This window comes from Streptomyces sp. CNH287 (assembly GCF_000424825.1).
The window spans coordinates 188,196-204,653 of sequence record NZ_AUKQ01000013.1 but is presented as its reverse complement, the minus strand read 5'-3'; the positions used below and the strand labels follow the sequence as shown (position 1 = coordinate 204,653).

The window sequence follows — 16,458 nt, the reverse complement described above, 5'->3', positions numbered from 1 at the left end:
TTTCAGGCCGTCAGGCCGCGACGAGGTACGAGAAGACGCTCTCCAGGGACTCGTCCGAGGGCGAGACGGTCAGGAGACGGATGCCGTGCTCGCGGGCGACGCGCGGCAGGAGTTCGGTGAAGCGGTTGAAGTCGACGGCCTGGATGCGCAGCGCCTGCTCGGTCGCGTCCAGCTCGATGCCCGCGGTGGACGGGTCGGCGATGAGCGCGGCGGCGAGCGCCCGGTCGTCGCTGGAGCGCACGAGGTAGCGGTGCGGCCGGTCCGTCATCAGGCGGCGGATCTTGCGGAAGTTGCCGCTGGCGGCGTGCCGGCCGGCGACGACCACCTCGATGTGGGAGGCGAGCTGCTCGACCTCCTCCAGGATGTGCGAGGAGAAGAGGACGGTGCGCCCCTCCTCCCCCATCCTGCGCAGCAGGTCCATCAGATGCATGCGCTGGCGCGGGTCCATGCCGTTGAACGGCTCGTCCAGCAGCAGCACGGACGGATCGTGCACCAGCGCGGAGGCCATCTTGACGCGCTGGCGCATGCCCTTGCTGTACGTCGAGATGCGGCGGTCCTGTGCGTACTCCATCTCCACGGTGGCCAGCGCGCGCTGGGCGGCGGCGCCCGGGTCGGGCAGGCCGTGCAGCTCGGCGTTGGCCAGCACGAACTCGGCGCCGTTGAGGAAGTCGTACATGCCCTCGCGCTCGGGGACGAGGCCGATCTCGCGGTAGGCGCGCTCGTTGCGCCAGATCTGCTCGCCGTCGAGGGTGACGGCGCCGGTCGAGGGGGCGAGGAAGCCGCCCATCATGTGGATGAGCGTGGACTTCCCCGCGCCGTTGGGGCCGAGGAGCCCGGTGACGCCGGGGCTGATGTTCATGGAGATGTCGTTGACGGCGACGACGTTCCCGAACCAGCGGGAGGTGTGGTCGATCTGGAGAGTGCTCATGGGCGCGGCCCATTCCTTCGCGGGGTGGTGGCGGGTGACGGGTGGGCGGTCACAGCCCGGCCTTTCGGTAGCGGCGCAGGAGGAGGGCATACGAACCGGCGACCATGGCGGCGAAGACCAGCAGGTAGACGACGCCCTCGCCGCCGGTCAGCTGGCGCCCGCCGGGGAACTCCGTCGTCCCGCCGAGGAACTTGCCCTGGATGCCGTCCAGCAGGGTGCCGGGCGAGGCCAGGCCGAGCCAGCCGGTGGAGTCGATGCTGTCCTGCTCCTCGGCGATCGCCTGGAGCGCGGACACCAGGGTGTAGGGGATGGTGAAGACGGCGATGATGGCGGCGACGCCGAACCCGCGCCGGGGCGTGAGGGCGGCGACCGCCAGGCCGAGGCCCGCGTACAGCAGGGAGAAGGCGGCGGCGGAGAGCAGGCCCTGCGCGAAGCCCTTGGTCTGGTCGACGAAGTCGAGCTTCCCGAGCAGGGCGCCCGCGTAGAGGATCGTGACGGGCACGGCGGTGAAGACGAAGAGGGCCGAGGTGAGGGCCGTGAACTTCGCACTCACGTAGTCGGCGCGCTCGATGGGGCGGGAGAAGTAGAGCGGGACGGTCTTGAACCGCAGGTCGAGGGAGACGGACTGCGGGGCGACGGCCGCGATGAAGATGCTGATGACCGGCAGCAGGAAACTCGCGTACGCCGTGTAGTCCACCGGCAGTTCGTCCAGCCCGGTGGTCACGGCCACGGCCACGATGATCGCGGCGGGCACGCACATCACGGCGAACAGGATCATCGGCAGGACCTTGGACTTGGCCGAACGGCCGAGCCCGTACGCGCCGCGCAGCGACTGGAGGTAGAGCGAACGGCGCGCGTAGGCGCGGCCGAGGCGGGGGCCGTCGTAGCTGCGGTAGCCGATGTTGTGGATGACGTCCGTGGCGCGTGCGGCGACGGCCGGCGGGCTGGGCTCAGGCGACATCGCCGCTGCCCCCTTCCTGCGGGTGGGTTCCCGCGAGTTCGCGCGGTGCGGTGGCGGTGCCCGGGGTGCCCGCGGTGCCTGGGGCGGCGGTGTGTGGGGCGGCGGTGTCCGTGAAGACCTCGGAGATGTGGTGCCTGCGGTGCTCCATCCGGATCAGGCCGAGCCCGAGATCGGCGACGGCGTCCCGGACCGTGTCGTGCACGTCCGCGGTGGCCTGGGTGCTCCGGGCGGCGGCGGTCCCCTCGGCGCCCTCGGTGGCGGCCACCTCCACGAGGAGCAGATGGCCGCTACCGGGAGCGCCCAGCTCGGTCGACGTCCGCAGGGTGAGCCCGGCTCCGGTGAGCGCGGCGCGCAGGGCCGCCGTACCGTCGGGGTGGGCGTCGGTGTCCGTCACCTCCACGGCGAGCAGCGCGGCGTCCTGGGTGAACTCCGCGGTGGTGGAGGCGCGCAGCAGCTTTCCGCCGTCGATGACGACGACGTGGTCGCAGGTGCGCTCCAGCTCGCCCAGCAGGTGCGAGGTGACCAGGACCGAGATGCCGAAGTCGGTGTGGACGCGGCGGATCAGGTCGAGCATGTCGTCCCGGCCGACCGGGTCCAGCCCGTTGGTCGGCTCGTCCAGCAGGACCAGCTGCGGGTCGTGGACGAGGGCCTGGGCCAGCTTCACCCGCTGCTTCATGCCCGTCGAGTAGCCGCCCATGGCGCGGTAGCGCTCCTCGTACAGGCCGACGTGGCGCAGGGTGTCGGCCGTACGCTCGCGGGCCGCGGTGGGCGGCAGGCCGGACATGCGGGCCATGTGGACGACGAACTCGGTCGCCGAGACGTCCGGGGGCAGGCAGTCGTGCTCCGGCATGTATCCGACGCGCTCGCGAATGGCGCTGCCGTCCTTGGACACGTCCATGCCGAGGACGGAGGCGGTGCCCTCGGTGGCGGGGGAGAGCCCGAGCAGAATCTTGATCAGGGTTGATTTGCCTGCGCCGTTGGCACCCACCAGGCCGGTCACGCCCGGTGTGATGTCGACGGTCAGCCGGTCGAGAGCGGTCACCCGGGGGAACCGCATGGTCAGGCTCTGGGTCGCGATCACAGTCACACGAGGAACGCTAGTGCGTTTGTGTACCGGGACACGTCCCCCGGGGGGAGTGGATGCGTGTCGTACCGGAGAGGGACGGGCCCCTAGGGGCACGGAACCGCTCGTACTGTTACCCAGGGTATCCACAAGCTGTGCACGTGCCTTGACGAGGTCATCGGGCATGGTCACAGTGAGGGGTGTCACGTTACGTACACGGGCCGGTGCGCGGGTTGCGGCTGGTGCGGGGGATCGGGCGCGGGGAGCGGGAAGAGAGGGCGCATGGGCGTGGGCGGGGAGCAGGGCGGGCCGGAGCGGGGCGGGCCGGAGCGGGGCGGCGCGGCGGAGCTGACGGAGCGGGCAGGGGTGCGGGAGCGCTGGGTGAGGCGGCCGGAGGGAGTCGAGCTGTGCGTCGCCGAACTGGGCGACCCGGCCCGGCCGACGGTGGTGCTGCTGCACGGCTATCCGGACAGCAAGGAAGTCTGGTCCCAGGTCGCGGAGCGACTGCGGCGCGACTTCCACGTGGTGCTCTACGACGTGCGGGGCCATGGCCGCTCCACCGCGCCCGAGCCGCTGCGCGGCGGCTTCACGCTGGAGAAGCTGACGGCCGACTTCCGTGCCGTCGTCGACGCGGTCAGCCCGCGGGAGCCGGTGCATATGGTCGGGCACGACTGGGGGTCCGTCCAGGGCTGGGAGTTCGTGACCGTCGACTCCGCCCGGGACCGGATCGCCTCCTTCACCTCCCTGTCCGGCCCCTCCCTTGACCACTTCGGCCACTGGATCAAGAAGCGTCTGCGGCGGCCGACTCCGCGCCGCGTGGGCCAACTGCTCGGCCAGGGCGCCAAGTCCTGGTACGTGTACGCGCTGCACACCCCGCTGCTGCCCGAGCTGGCCTGGAAGGGGCCGCTCGGCAAGGGCTTGACGCGCCTCCTGGAGCGCCTGGAGAAGGTCCCCGGCGACACCGGCTACCCGACGGACTCCCTGCCCGCGGACGCGGCGCACGGCGCCTGGCTCTACCGGGACAACGTCCGTGCGCGGCTGCGCCACCCGCGGCAGGACTGCACGACACAGATCCCGGTCCAGCTGATCACCCCCACCGGCGACGCCTACCTGAGCCCCAGCCTGTCCGAAGGGCTGGAGCGGTGGGCGCCCCGGCTCACCAGGCGGACAGTGGCCGCCAAGCACTGGGTGCCGCGTACCCGGCCCGACCAGCTGGCGGACTGGATCGGCGAGTTCGCCCGTACGCACGGCCCCCGGGAGGCACGGCAGCCAGCGCCCCGCCGCCCCGCCGCCGGGCCGTACGCCCAGCGGTTCGGCGGCCGGCTGGTGGTCGTCACCGGCGCGGCCAGCGGGATCGGGCGGGCCACCGCGCTCGCCTTCGCCGCAGCCGGGGCGAAGGTCGTCGGCGCCGACCGGGACGCGGTCGGCGCCGCGCGCACGGCGGAGGCGGCCCGGCTGGCGGGCGCCGCGGGCGCCTGGGCCGAGACGGTCGATGTCGGTGACGGGGCGGCGATGGAGAAGCTGGCCGCCAAGGTCGCCGCCGAGCACGGCATCGCCGACGTACTGGTGAACAACGCGGGTATAGGAGTGGCCGGTGACTTCATGAGCACCAGCGTCGAGGACTGGAAGCACACCCTGGACACCAACCTGTGGGGCGTCATCCACGGCTGCCGGACGTTCGGCAGGCAGATGAGCGAGCGCGGCCAGGGCGGCCACATCGTCAACATCGCGTCGGCCGCCGCCTTCCTCCCCTCCCGCGCGCTGCCCGCGTACGGCACCTCCAAGGCCGCCGTCCTGATGCTGAGCGAGTGCCTGCGGGCGGAGCTGGCCGGGCAGAGCATCGGCGTCTCCGCCGTCTGCCCCGGCCTGGTCAACACCAACATCACGGCCACGGCCCGGTTCGCGGGCCTGGGCGAGCAGCAGGAGAGACAGCACCAGGCCAAGGCCGCCCGGCTGTACGGCAGGCGGAACTACCCGGCGTCCAAGGTGGCCGACGCGGTGCTGCGCGCCGTCGTCCGGGACCTGGCCGTCGTGCCGGTGACCCCGGAGGCGCACGGCGCGCGGTTGCTCTCCCGCCTCTTCCCGCGCGCGGTGCGCGGGCTGGCGCGGATCAGACCTCCGCTGTGAGCGTGCCGCCCGCGGCGGGCGCCCGAAGCACCGAAGCGGAAGCGTCGGCCTGGTCAGCGCGAAGGAGAAGCTCACCCCGTTCCCTGCACAGCACATCCGTGCACAGCACGTCCAGGTAGAGCACGTCCGTGCACGCCGCGTGACCGGGCACCGGCCAGGCGGCGCGCGCTACGGGCGGCGGGCCAGCAGGTGCGTGTCGAGGAAGCCCCGCTCGGACGCCGGGTCGTGGAGCAGCCTGGCGAAGGTGACGAATCCGGACCCCTCCAGCAACTCAACGAACCGCTGAGCAGGCCAGCTGTAGGCGGGCGCCACCTTGTGGTCGAAGCGGACCGGCTCCGGTCCCTCGGTTCCGAACAAGGACGCCAGGAGCAGACCCCCTGGCGCCAGGACACGCACCTGCTCGGCGAGCAGCGTCGGCACTTCTTCGGGCGGGGTATGGATCATCGAGTAGTGGGCCAGCACTCCGCCGAGCGCGCCGTCCTCGACGGGCAGGGCCTCCATGCGCGCTTCGTCGAACCGCAGCGCCGGATGGGCCCGCCGCGCGTGGTCGACCATGGCCGGGGAGAGGTCGAGCCCGAAGGCGTCCAGCCCCAAGTCATGCATCAGGGCGGTCAGATGACCAGGTCCGCATCCGACGTCGGCTGTCCGCGTGTTCCCCGTGGCACGTACGAGCTCGGCGAAGGTACCGATCATGTTCCGTGCGAACGGCTGCGTCTCCAAGCGATTGGCGAACATCGACGCATACAGCTCGACGACCCCGTCGTAGCCCGCCCTGGTCACTTCCTGGTGTCTGGACACGGGGAGGAAACTAACACCCGTGCGTCTTCGCAGACGTCTCCGCCTCTGCTGGTACGGGCCCGGACGCCCGTGCCCGTGCCTGTGCCTGTGCCTGTGCCTGTGCCCTGCCGGATGCTGACACAGGTGAGTACGGAAGGGGTGCAACGGTGCCCGGATGACTCAAGTGCGCGTATTGCCCTCTCCTACCGCCTGACCGAGGATCGCCTGGCCGAGTACCGACTCGGGTGACACCAGCGCGGAGGAGACCGTTCCATGCGAAGACGGCACTTTGTCACGGGATTAGCGGGTGCGACAACCGGGCTCGGCCTCGGCGTACTGCCCGCCGGCGCCACGAATTCCATGGCGGCTCCGGCCCGGCCCGCACGGCCCACCGCGGGCGTTGCGGCCCTGGCGTGGCAGCGGTCCACCGCGCCGCCGGGCGTCCCGGCGGCCCGACTGCTCAAGGCCGCCGCCGCAGGGCCCGATCTCGCGTGGGCGGTCGGCGAGCAGGCCCGCGAGAGCGGCACCGTCGGCCTGCCGCTGGCGCTCCGCTGGGACGGCTCCGCCTGGACCCACACCGACCTGACCCACCTCGGTCTCACCGGCGCGATCAGCGAAGTCGCCGCCCTCTCCCCCGACGCAGCCTGGGCCGTGGCGGGCGACACCGGCGACGGCGCACGCAGGCTGCTGCGTTGGGACGGCGGGACCTGGCAGGACGCCCCGTTCCCGGGCAGCGCCGACCCGGCCACCAGGCTGTACGCCGTCACCGTCGCCGACGACGGCCGCGCCTGGATCGCGGGCAGCCTGGGTGGCCGAATCCGGCTGCTGCACTGGGACGGCCGCGCGTGGCGCTGGCTGCCGCCGCTGCCCGTCGGCACCGCCACCCCGTTCACCATCCGCCTCTCGCGGGACGGCTCGGTCTGGCTCAGCGGTGGAGTGATCGCCCGCTGGGACCATCGCGCGTGGACCGTCCTGCCCTTCCCCGGCGGCATCCGGCTGGGCATCAGCGACCTGCTGCCGGTGGCGGCCGACGACGTGTGGGCGGTGGGCGCCGCGTTCGGCGTCGGCGGACCGCCCGACAAACCGACGAGCGTGGTCCTGCGGCGCTGGAACGGCACCGAGTGGACCGCCCCGGGCGGACTGCCGTTCAGCGTGGGCGCGCTGTACTCGATCCTCGCCGACTCGGACGGCTACCCCGCCCTGATCTCGGGCTGGGACTTCTGGGCGGGCTCCCGCGCCCACTACCTGCGGCGCAGCGGCGACGCCTGGGCGAGTGAGCGCGGCCCCGAAGCCGCCGGCCGCGAGACCCCGATGCTGCGCGACCTCACGGCCGTCCCCGGCACCGGCACCGTCTGGGCCGTCGCCACCGACTCCCGCTACTCCACCAGTCCGCCCGCCCAACTCCGTATCGAGCGCTACGCCTGAGGGGTTCCCGGGTGGCCCTGCGGGGTCACCCGGGAGTCTCCGAGCGCGACTCCCCGGCTCCCGCACCTGCACCTGCACCCGAGTCCGGCCCCGACCCCGAATCCGCCCCCGGCCCCACACCCGGCCCCACACCCGGCCTCGGTGCCCGGCCGGACGGGGGGCGGGCCGTCGGCCGCAGCCGGTAGGTGACGATCGCGAGTACCACGACCAGTGCCCCGAAGCCGATCCACAACGCCTCCTGGGTGACGAACGGTTCGGCCGTCTCACCCCCGTGCGGCCGACCGCCGTCCCGCCCGGAGACCGTCACCGCGAGCAGCACGATCAGCCCGGCGGCGACCAGCACCCGCCCCGCGAGCCGGGTGGCCACCGCCATCCCCCCGGAGCGCGCCAGCCGCTCGCTGCGCCGCGCGGGCGCCGTCAGCCGGGCCAGGAACAGCACGGTGACCGGCACCTGGAGCGCCCACACCAGGGTGCGGAACCAGCTTCCGTACCAGACGTTGGTGCCGTACAGCAGCGTGTGCCACACGCTGAGGACGTAGACGACGAGGATGAAGCGGTGCAGCGCCCGCCACAGCCTCGGCCCGGTACCGCGCCGCAGGTAGTACGCGAGGGCCAGCGGGATGGCGAGGTAGAAGGCGAGCAGGCCGATGAGGATGGCCACCTGTCCGGTGCCCGACGCGTACGCCCCCGGCACGAAGGTCTCCGAGAAGGCGCTCCACAGCCGTCCGCCCCAGCCGAGCTTCTCGCCGTTGTCGTAGACGAGTTCGGCGAAGAACATGAACGCGTGCGCGAAGATCAGGCCGATGGTGGTCAGGCTGGTCGTGCGGTGCCAGCGCTCGTGCCGCGCCACGGAGAGCCGCAGCCAGCCGGGCCTCGCGCTCGACCGGGAGAAGCCGAGCACGAGGGTGATCCACGCCCACAGCAGCCCGGACCAGCCGAACGCCTGGCACAGCCAGTACATCCAGTAGCGCTGCTCGTCGGCCATCATGGGCATCACTTCGACGGTGTCGGAGGTGCCGTTCGCCACCCGCACGTACAGCCAGACGAAGATCAGGCCGGTGATGACCAGCGCGGCGGCGGCGTCGGGCACGGCAGCCCGCAGGTCGGCCCCCAGCGCACGCCAGTCGAAGAAGCCCCGCCGTCCGGGGCGGCGTCCGGGATGGCGTCCGCTTCGGCCTTCGTCCTTTCGCGCCCCCTCGGTGACGTGGTCCGGAACCTGCACCGCAGAACACCATCCTCGCGAACGCTGTCGTCAGTGAGCCGGTACGACGCACACGCCGGGAGCGACGGACACGGGCACGGCCGGACAGGGGCCGCGCCACCCACGAATGTCTAGACCATTGATACAGATCCCTTACACGTATCGCTAGCCCCTTGCACCACGTCCGACACTTCGGCGGCCCGTCAGCAGCCGCCGACTCACCAAGAGTTGACTATGGAGAAACTCCAACACTTCCCCACAGGAGGTCCGTTCGGGCAGGCGTACCGCGTGCTCAGACTGTGGACAACTTGCCGGAGCCGACAGGAGCGACACTCGTCACCGCAGCTGTGCGGGCCCCTCGGTGGCGATGCGTTCGAAGACCTTCTGGTCGGCCGCGAAGCCCGAGTCCGGGATGGGCCAGTGGAGGACGATCTCGGTGAAACCCAGCGCCGCGTGCCGACCCGCGAAGTCGACGAACGCGTCGAGGGACTCCAGCGGGCCGACCCCCTCCGGGGTGAAGCCGGTGAGCAGTACCTTCCCGATCCCGTCGACGTCCCGGCCGAGGTCCGCGCACGCCCTGCCGAGGGCGTCGATCTGCCGCCCGAGCGCGGCGCGGGACTGCTCGGGCGTACCGGTCTCCTTCAGCTTGGGGTCGCCGGTGGTCACCCACGCCTGCCCGTGGCGGGCGGCGAGGCGCAGTCCGCGCGGCCCGGTGGCGGCCACCGCGAAGGGCAGCCGGGGGCGCTGGACGCAGCCGGGGATGCCACGCGCCTCGTGCGCCGAGTAGAAGTCGCCCTCGTAGGTGACGGAGTCCTCGGTGAGCAGCCGATCGAGGAGCGGTACGAACTCCGCGAGCCGGTCCGCGCGTTCGCGTGGCGTCCAGGGCTCCTGCCCGAGCGCGGTGGCGTCGAATCCGGTGCCGCCCGCACCGATGCCCAGCGTGATCCGCCCCTGGGAGACGTCGTCGAGGGTGATCAGCTCCTTGGCGAGGGTCACGGGGTGGCGGAAGTTGGGCGAGGTCACCAGGGTGCCCAGGCGCAGGTGCTCGGTGAGGGTCGCGGCGGCGGTCAGGGTCGGGACGGCGCCGAACCAGGGGCCGTCGCGGAAGCTCCGCCAGGAGAGGTGGTCGTAGGTGTAGGCGGTGTGGAAGCCGAGTTCCTCCGCGCGCTGCCACGCGGCACGGCCGCCCTCGTGCCAGCGGCGGTACGGGAGGATCACGGTGCTCAGGCGCAGGCTCATGGCGAGAGCCTACGGCGGCGCCGCGCGGCACCCGGGTGCACGCGAACGCCCCTGGCACAGGCTCCGACCAGCCCCGCACCAGCGCGGCGCGCGTACGCCCCGGGCCCGGCACGATCCGCGCCCGCGGTCCCCCTCCTGGCCGCAGCTCATACGCGCGCCCCCGTGCACGCCTGTGCGAGGGTGTGCGGGAAGATGGGGGCGTGACGTCCCCCTCCGCGCGCCCCGCCCACACCCCCGCAGCCGTCCCGGCTTCGCTCCCCGCCTCCGTCCCGGGGCCGCCGGCCAGGCTGATCGCCACCGACCTCGACGGCACGCTGCTGCACGACGACAAGACCGTCTCGCCGCGCACCATCGAGGCGCTGGCCGCCGCCGAGAAGGCCGGGATCGCGGTCTTCTTCGTCACCGGGCGCCCGGCCCGCTGGATGGACGTCGTAGTCGAGCACGTGCACGGCCACGGCCTGGCCATCTGCGCGAACGGCGCCGCCGTGGTGGATCTGCACCAAGGCGGGCGGATCGTCGAGGTACGGCCGCTGGAGCGGACCGACGCGCTGGCGGTCGTCGAGGCGCTGCGCCGGGTCGCGCCGGGGGTGAGCTTCGCGGTGGAGCGGACGCACAGCATCCACTACGAGCCCGCGTACCCGCCGTTCCACCTCGACCCGGCCGCGCTGGTCGCCCCGGTGGAGAAGCTGCTCTCCGAGGTGGCGGCCGACGCCGAGGGCAAGCTCTTCGCCGACCAGCCGGTGCTGAAGCTGCTGGCGCACCACCCGGAGCGGGACCCGGACGAGTTCCTCGCGCTGGCGCTCGAACACGCGGGCGCGCACGCGGAGTTCACCCGGTCCAGCCCGACCGCGCTGCTGGAGGTCAGCGGCCTCGGGGTGAGCAAGGCCAGCACGCTCGAACGGTGCTGTACGGAGCGCGGCGTCAGCGCGGAGGAGGTGGTCGCCTTCGGCGACATGCCGAACGACCTGGCGATGCTGAACTGGGCGGGCACCTCGTACGCGATGGCCAACGCGCATCCGGCGGTGCTGGCGGCGACCGACCGGCACACCGGGACGAACGAGGAAGACGGCGTCGCGGCGGTCATCGAGCAGCTGCTGCTGTCCGCGCGCTGAGAGGCTGTCGGGCGGTCTCTGAGCCGGGCCGCTCAGCGGCGGGCCTCCCAGTGGAGCGTGGTGCCGGGGTGCGGCACGGCCGCGGTCCCCCGGCCGGGGCCGCCGGGGCTCCCGGCATCGCCCGAGCCCCCGGCGCCGCCGGTGTCGAGCCCCTCCGTCAGCCACGCCCTGCCGCCGAGGTTCTCCGCGCGGCGGGCGAGGTTGGCCAGGCCGCTGCGGCGGCCCTGGGCCGGGGTGCCCACCCCGTCGTCCGCGACGGTCAGGCGCACCCCGGGTGAGCTGTCTGTCAGCGTGACGGTCGCGTCCACCAGCACCTCGACCCGGGTGGCGGACGCGTGCCGCACCGCGTTGGAGAGCGCTTCGCGCAGCGCGGCCACCAGTTCCCGCGTGGTCGGCTCGCTGACCTGCGAGTCGACCGGCCCGACGAAGCGCAGCGCGGGACGGAACCGGAGCGACTCGGCGGCGAGGCCGGTCTCCCGCAGTACGCGCGTACGCAGCCCCGCCCGTGCCCGGCCCGGGTCCTGCTGGAGCGCGAAGATCGCGGTACGGATCTCCGCGATGGTCGCGTCCAGCTGGTCGATCGCGGCCTCGATCCCGCGCGTGACCGCCGGGTCGGTGGCCCGGCGCTGCGTGCCCTGGAGGGTCATGCCCGCCGAGAAGATCCGCTGGATGACCAGGTCGTGCAGGTCGCGGGCGATCCGGTCGCGGTCCTCGTAGACCGCGAGCCGCTCCCGGTCGCGCTGTACGTCGGCCAGGACGAGGGTCAGCGCGGCCTGGGCGGCGAACCGTCCGGCGAGGTCCTTCTCCACGTCGGTGAACGGTTCCGCGCCGCGCACCCGGGGTACCGCGAGGCTGCCGATGATCCGGTCGCCGCTCTCCAGCGGCAGCATCATGCTCGGCCCGAAGCGCTTGGCGATCGGGGTGAGCATGCGCGGGTCGGTCGCCGAGTCGTCGACGAACACCGCCTCCCCGGCCAGCAGTTGTTCCACCGCCTGGGTGCCGGGGCGCATCACGGTGCCGAGCAGGCCGCGTGCGTCGTCCGCCGAGGCGGCGACGACCTCCAGGCCGCGTTCGGGGGTGGGCAGCAGGACCATCCCGGCGGCGGCGTCCGCGAGTCTGCGGGCCTGCTCGGCCACGACCGTGAGCGCGTTGTCCACGTCGCCGGAGAGCAGCGAGGTGGTCACGGCGGCGCTGCCCTCGATCCAGCGTTCGCGCTGGCGGGCGGCTTCGTAGAGCCGGGCGTTTCGGACAGCGATGCCCGCCTCGGTGGCCAGCAGCTTGATGAGCAGCGCGTCGTTCTCGGTGAACTCGCCGCCGCCGCGCTTGCCCGCCAGGTAGAGGTTGCCGACGTGCCTGCCGTCCACCCGGACGGGGAAGCCGAGGAAGGTGTGCATGACCGGATGCCCCTCGGGGAAACCGGCGAACTCCGGGTCCTCGCTCACCTCGGCCAGCCGCAGCGGCTCCTCGTACCGCAGGACGGAGCCGAGCAGGCCGTGCGTCAGGTCGGGCTCCTGCGTGATGGCCGCGCGCTCCTCGTCGCTCAGGCCGTGGGTCACGAAGTGCTGGAGGCCCTTGCGGCTGCGGGACAGGACGCCGATGGCGGCGTACCGGCAGTCGGCGATCCGGGCCGCCGTACGCACCATGCGGTCGAGGGTGCTGTGCAGCTCCGGGCCGGTGCCGAGGTCGTTCATCGCCTCCAGCAGCGGGGGGAGGCGGGCGGCGTGGTCGTGGGGGAGGGACTCCAGGCCGCTGGTGGCCAGCACGGCGGCGGCGGTGGCCCGGTGCGTGGGCGGCCCCGGCCGGTCGGCGGGAGCGTGCCGGCCGGCCGGGCCGGGCCGGTCTCGGGGCGCGGACATACCGCGAGCCTAGTGAGCACGGTTACGGGTGGAAAGTCGGATTCACGCACTTTGTGCGACGGGCACCCGGCTGAGGTCCCCGCTCCACTCACCGCGCGCCCGCGCCCGCGAGGGCCCCCTCGGCCGCCGCCTCCCGCTCCAGCAGCCGCCGGAACGGTCCGTCCGCCGCCGCCAGCTCCGCGTACGTGCCACGCTCGACGGCGCGGCCACCGTCCAGCACGATCACCTCGTCCACCGCCGCCAGGCCGTACAGCCGGTGGGTGATCAGCACCGTCGTACGGCCCTCCGTGACGGCCAGCAGGTCATCGGTGAGCGCGTCGGCCGTGGGCAGGTCGAGATGCTCGGCGGGCTCGTCCAGGACGAGGACGGGGAAGTCCGCCAGCAGCGTACGGGCCAGCGCCAGCCGCTGCCGCTGGCCGCCGGAGAGGCGGGCACCGTGCTCGCCCACGTGGGTGTCCAGCCCGGCGGGCAGGGCGTCGGCCCAGCCGTCGAGGCGGGCGGCGGCGAGCGCCGCGCGCAGCTCCCCGTCGGTGGCGCCGGGGCGCGCCAGCCGCAGGTTCTCCCGCAGCGAGCTGTCGAAGTGGTGCGCGTCCTGGGCGCACAGCCCGACGAGGCGGCGTACGGCGTCGGAGTCGGCGGCCGTCGCGTCGAGGCCGTCCGCCAGCATGTACGTGCCGGAGTCCGGGTCCAGGAAGCGCAGCAGCACCTGCGCGAGGGTGGACTTGCCCGAGCCCGAGGCGCCGACCACGGCCACCCGGCGGCCGGGCGCCAGGTCCAGGTCGAAGCCGCTGAGCGCGGGGGTGCGGCTGCCGGGGTAGCGGGCAGTGACGCCGCGCAGGGAGAGCCGGGGCGGGCGCGCCGGATCGGGCGCGGGCAGTACCGGCACGCCCGCCGCGCCGGGAAGCGCGCCGGAGGACGCGTCCGCCCCCGGCTCGCGTACGGGCGCCGGGGCGTCCAGCACCTCGCGCACCCGCTCGGCCGCGCGCCTGCTGCGCTGCCGGTGCTGCACGGCCTGCGGCAGCCCCGCCACCGCCTCGAACGCGGCCAGCGGCGTGAGCACCACCACCGCCAGCCACACCCCCGCCAGCCGCCCGTCCGCCACCGCCTGCGCCCCGACCCAGCCGGCGGCCGTCACGGTGAGCCCGGTGACCAGCGCCGTCAGCCCGGAGCCGAGCGCCGTACGGGAGGCGCTGCGCGCGGCGAGCCGGGTCAGCTCGGCGTCGGCGGCGCGCACCGCGTCGGCACGGGAGGGCAGCGCCCCGGCGACGGTCAGTTCGCCGGTGCCGCTGAGCAGGTCGACGGTACGGGTGGCGAGGACGCCCCGGGCAGGGGCCAGCCCGCGTTCGGTGCGCCGGGAGACCGCGGCGGCCAGCGCGGGGACCCCGATGCCCGCGACGGCCAGGCCGGCCGCCAGCACGGCCCCGGCCGCGGGCACCAGCGCGGCGGTGAAGGCCACCGCGGCGGCGGAGACGGTCAGCGCGGTGGCGACGGGCAGCAGCCAGCGCAGGAAGTAGTCCTGGAGCGCGTCGACGTCCGAGACGAGGCGGGAGAGCAGGTCGCCGCGCCGGGTGCGGCGCAGTCCGGCGGGCGCCAGCCGCTCCAGCCGCCGGTAGACGGTGACCCGCAGATCGGCCAGGACGCGCAGCACCGCGTCGTGCGAGACGAGGCGCTCGGCGTAGCGGAAGACGGCCCGGCCGATCCCGAAGGCGCGGGTGGCGGTGACGGCGACCATCAGGTAGAGCACGGGGGGCTGTTCGGAGGCGCGCGAGATGAGCCAGCCGGAGGTGGACATCAGGCCCACGCCGCTGCCCAGGGCGAGAGCGCCGAGCAGCAGGGCGAGCGCGAAGCGGCCGGTCAGCGGGCGGGCGACGGCGCGCAGCCAGGCGAAGGGGTGGCCGGTGGCGCGCTGCTTCCGCGCGCGGTCGGCAGCGGCGTGGTCGAGGGCCGCGCCGGGAGCGCGGGCGTCCGGCGCCGGTGCCTCCCCGTGCGCGGTGGCCGCCGCGGCCCGGTGCGCGGCGTACGGGGCGGCTCCCGGGGCTGCGGCCGGTGCGGCGTCCGGCCCGTTCGGCGCCCCGTCCGGCGCGGGCAGGGTCACGACGCGGTCGGCGACGGCCAGCAGCGCGGGCCGGTGGACGACCAGCAGGACCGTACGTCCGGCCGCCAGGCGGCGGATCGCGTCGACAACCTCGGCCTCCGTACCGCCGTCGAGGGCAGCGGTCGGCTCGTCGAGCAGCAGCAGCGGCCGGTCGGCGAGGAAGGCGCGGGCCAGTGCGACACGCTGCCGCTGGCCCGCCGAGAGTCCGGCGCCGTGTTCGCCGAGGGCGGCGGCCGGGTCGAGGTCGGCGGCACTGGCCTGGCGCAGCGCGGCGCGTACGTCCGCGTCGGTGGCTGCGGGGCGGGCGAGCCGTACGTTGTCCGCGAGCGTCCCGGCGAAGAGGTGCGGATGCTGGGAGACCCAGGCGATCTGCGCGTGCCAGCCGACGGGGTCGAACGCGGCCAGCTCCACCCCGTCCGGCCCGCTGTCCGGCCCGCTGTCCGGCCCGGCGCCGGGCCCGCTGAGCAGGACCCGCCCCGAGGTGGGGCGGGTGAAGCCGAGCACCGTGTTCAGCAGCGTCGTCTTGCCCGCCCCGGACGGGCCGACCAGGGCGACCGTCTCCCCCGGGCGGACGGTGAGGCTCGTCTCGGGCAGCGAGTCCCGCGCCCGGCCCGCGTGCCGTACGACGACCCGGTCCAGGGTGAGGGTGGCCGTACGGGCGTCGGGTGCGGGCCGGTCGCCCACGGGCGGCAGCGGGGTCTCCAGGACGTCGAAGACGTGCTCGGCGGCGGCCAGTCCCTCCGCCGCCGCGTGGTAGTGGGCCCCGACCTGGCGCAGCGGCAGGTACGCCTCCGGCGCGAGCACCAGCACCACGAGCCCGGTGTAGAGGTCGAGTTCGCCGTGCACCAGCCGCATGCCGATGCCGACCGCGACGAGCGCCACGGAGATCGTGGCGAGCAGTTCGAGGGCGAAGGAGGAGAGGAAGGCGAGGCGCAGGGTGCGCAGGGTGGCCCGCCGGTAGTCGGCGGTGATGGCGCGGATGTTCTCGGCCTGGGCCTTGGCGCGGCCGAACACCTTGAGCGTGGGCAGCCCGGCGACCACATCGAGGAAGTGTCCGGAGAGCCGGGCGAGCAGCCGCCACTGGCGGTCCATCCGGGACTGCGTCGCCCAGCCGATGAGGATCATGAAGACGGGGATCAGCGGCAGCGTGAGCGCGATGGTGAGCGCCGCGATCCAGTCGGACCACACGATGCGCGCGAGTACGGCGGCGGGCACCACGACGGCCAGCCCGAGCTGGGGCAGGTAGCGGGCGAAGTAGTCGTCCAGCGCGTCGACGCCGCGGGTGGCGAGCGCGGTCAGCTCGCCCGTCCGCTGGTCGCCGAGCCGGGCGGGCCCCAGCGCGGCGGCGTGGCGCAGCAGGCGGAGCCGCAGCTCCGACTTGACGGCGGCACCGGCCCGGTGGGCGGCCAGCTCCGTGAGCCAGGAGACCAGTGCCCGGCCCAGCGAGACCCCGGCGAGCAGCAGCAGCGGAAGCGTCAGCTCGGCACCGGAACCGCCGCCGGAGCCACCGCTGCCGCCGTCACCGCCCTGGAACGCGCGGACGACGACCTCGGCGATCAGCATCGCCTGGGCGATGACCAGGCCCGCCCCGGCCAGGCCCAACGCCACGGACGCCAGCAGGAAGCCCCGGGTGGCGTGCGCGTACCGGAGCAGTCGGGGGTCGACTGGTTTCAC

Annotated in this window: 11 protein-coding genes; 3 read left to right on the top strand and 8 right to left on the bottom strand. The window is 74.0% G+C overall.

Annotated features, from left to right (window positions below; all coding sequences use genetic code 11):
* Window positions 1–10 precede the first annotated feature (10 nt).
* The 3 genes from H299_RS0114925 to H299_RS0114915 are packed head-to-tail and all read right to left on the bottom strand — an operon-like array spanning window position 11 to window position 2,946.
* Entirely contained in the window at window positions 11–928 is a 918-nt protein-coding gene (locus H299_RS0114925; protein ID WP_027749060.1) for an ABC transporter ATP-binding protein, read from the bottom strand.
* 49 nt (window positions 929–977) lie between these two features.
* The gene (locus H299_RS0114920; RefSeq protein WP_027749059.1) at window positions 978–1,889 is read right to left on the bottom strand and encodes an ABC transporter permease subunit; all 912 of its coding nucleotides are present in this window, start codon (window positions 1,887–1,889) and stop codon (window positions 978–980) included.
* Window positions 1,879–2,946 (bottom strand): ABC transporter ATP-binding protein, encoded by a 1,068-nt coding sequence (locus H299_RS0114915; protein ID WP_078512757.1) that lies wholly within the window; start codon window positions 2,944–2,946, stop codon window positions 1,879–1,881. The genes H299_RS0114920 and H299_RS0114915 overlap by 11 nt, the downstream gene beginning before the upstream one ends.
* Window positions 2,947–3,234: 288 nt before the next feature.
* Here H299_RS0114915 and H299_RS0114910 point away from each other — a divergent pair, with 288 nt between their 5' ends.
* The gene (locus H299_RS0114910) at window positions 3,235–5,079 is read left to right on the top strand and encodes an SDR family oxidoreductase (RefSeq protein WP_078512750.1); all 1,845 of its coding nucleotides are present in this window, start codon (window positions 3,235–3,237) and stop codon (window positions 5,077–5,079) included.
* A 168-nt stretch (window positions 5,080–5,247) separates the two neighbouring features.
* On the opposite strand, the gene H299_RS0114900 is transcribed toward H299_RS0114910, so the two are convergent.
* Window positions 5,248–5,877 (bottom strand): class I SAM-dependent methyltransferase, encoded by a 630-nt coding sequence (locus tag H299_RS0114900; RefSeq protein ID WP_027749056.1) that lies wholly within the window; start codon window positions 5,875–5,877, stop codon window positions 5,248–5,250.
* A 339-nt stretch (window positions 5,878–6,216) separates the two neighbouring features.
* On the opposite strand from H299_RS0114900, the gene H299_RS0114895 reads away from it, so the two are divergent.
* Entirely contained in the window at window positions 6,217–7,281 is a 1,065-nt protein-coding gene (locus H299_RS0114895; protein ID WP_051262486.1) for a hypothetical protein, read from the top strand.
* Between the two features lie 25 nt (window positions 7,282–7,306).
* Here the strand turns inward: H299_RS0114895 and H299_RS34275 are convergent, their stop codons facing one another.
* Window positions 7,307–8,503: a ferric reductase-like transmembrane domain-containing protein gene (locus tag H299_RS34275; protein WP_078512749.1), complete on the bottom strand. Its 1,197-nt coding sequence runs from the start codon at window positions 8,501–8,503 to the stop codon at window positions 7,307–7,309.
* A gap of 315 nt (window positions 8,504–8,818) precedes the next feature.
* On the bottom strand, window positions 8,819–9,721 hold the full coding sequence (locus tag H299_RS0114885; RefSeq protein ID WP_027749054.1) for an LLM class flavin-dependent oxidoreductase: 903 nt from the start codon (window positions 9,719–9,721) through the stop codon (window positions 8,819–8,821).
* A gap of 200 nt (window positions 9,722–9,921) precedes the next feature.
* On the opposite strand from H299_RS0114885, the gene H299_RS0114880 reads away from it, so the two are divergent.
* The gene (locus H299_RS0114880; protein ID WP_027749053.1) at window positions 9,922–10,833 is read left to right on the top strand and encodes a Cof-type HAD-IIB family hydrolase; all 912 of its coding nucleotides are present in this window, start codon (window positions 9,922–9,924) and stop codon (window positions 10,831–10,833) included.
* 32 nt (window positions 10,834–10,865) lie between these two features.
* Here H299_RS0114880 and H299_RS34270 read toward each other — a convergent pair whose 3' ends face one another.
* Complete coding sequence (locus H299_RS34270; RefSeq protein WP_078512747.1) at window positions 10,866–12,689, bottom strand: GAF domain-containing protein; 1,824 nt, start codon at window positions 12,687–12,689, stop codon at window positions 10,866–10,868.
* 88 nt (window positions 12,690–12,777) lie between these two features.
* A complete protein-coding gene (gene cydD / locus H299_RS0114870) occupies window positions 12,778–16,458 on the bottom strand; it encodes a thiol reductant ABC exporter subunit CydD (RefSeq protein ID WP_027749052.1) in 3,681 nt (1,226 codons plus the stop codon).

Excerpts from the sequence above, each read along its gene's own strand:
- H299_RS0114925 (WP_027749060.1), bottom strand. The coding sequence starts at position 928 with ATGAGCACTCTCCAGATCGACCACACCTCCCGCTGGTTCGGGAACGTC.
- H299_RS0114920 (WP_027749059.1), bottom strand. The coding sequence starts at position 1,889 with ATGTCGCCTGAGCCCAGCCCGCCGGCCGTCGCCGCACGCGCCACGGAC.
- H299_RS0114915 (WP_078512757.1), bottom strand. The coding sequence starts at position 2,946 with ATGCGGTTCCCCCGGGTGACCGCTCTCGACCGGCTGACCGTCGACATC.
- H299_RS0114910 (WP_078512750.1), top strand. The coding sequence starts at position 3,235 with ATGGGCGTGGGCGGGGAGCAGGGCGGGCCGGAGCGGGGCGGGCCGGAG.
- H299_RS0114895 (WP_051262486.1), top strand. The coding sequence starts at position 6,217 with ATGGCGGCTCCGGCCCGGCCCGCACGGCCCACCGCGGGCGTTGCGGCC.
- H299_RS0114885 (WP_027749054.1), bottom strand. The coding sequence starts at position 9,721 with ATGAGCCTGCGCCTGAGCACCGTGATCCTCCCGTACCGCCGCTGGCAC.
- H299_RS34270 (WP_078512747.1), bottom strand. The coding sequence starts at position 12,689 with ATGTCCGCGCCCCGAGACCGGCCCGGCCCGGCCGGCCGGCACGCTCCC.